Origin of the sequence: Colwellia sp. BRX9-1, assembly GCF_014077195.1 — a bacterium.
In the GTDB taxonomy this organism is placed as follows: Bacteria; Pseudomonadota; Gammaproteobacteria; order Enterobacterales; family Alteromonadaceae; genus Colwellia_A.
Map to the genome: position 1 here is coordinate 1 of NZ_JACGVM010000098.1, position 275 is coordinate 275.

General features: G+C 41.8%; 1 protein-coding gene. It reads right to left on the reverse strand.

What is annotated here, in order from left to right:
* Window positions 1-263, reverse strand: a 263-nt coding sequence (locus tag H4J76_RS19630; protein ID WP_259377168.1) for a cadherin-like domain-containing protein, incomplete at its 3' end; no start/stop codon positions are given.
* Between the last annotated feature and the right edge of the window lie 12 nt (window positions 264-275).

Genomic DNA, 275 nt, shown 5'->3' on the forward strand with positions numbered 1-275 from the left:
GTATCTTCTGCAACAGTGACAGTTTCATTATCATCGCTCAGATCAGAAACTGGAGTTACTGAAATCGTTAAGGTAGAAGTCTGTGTATCACCTGCACCGTCAGTAACAATGTAAGTAATTACAGGCACAGCACCGTTGAAATTGTCATTAGGTGTAAAAGTATAACTACCATCTGCATTTAAAGTTAACTCACCTTCGGTGAGGGTAACGGTGTCACCTGCACTATATGTATTACCATCAACAGTAAAGCTGGTGACGGTCATTGGACCGTCTGC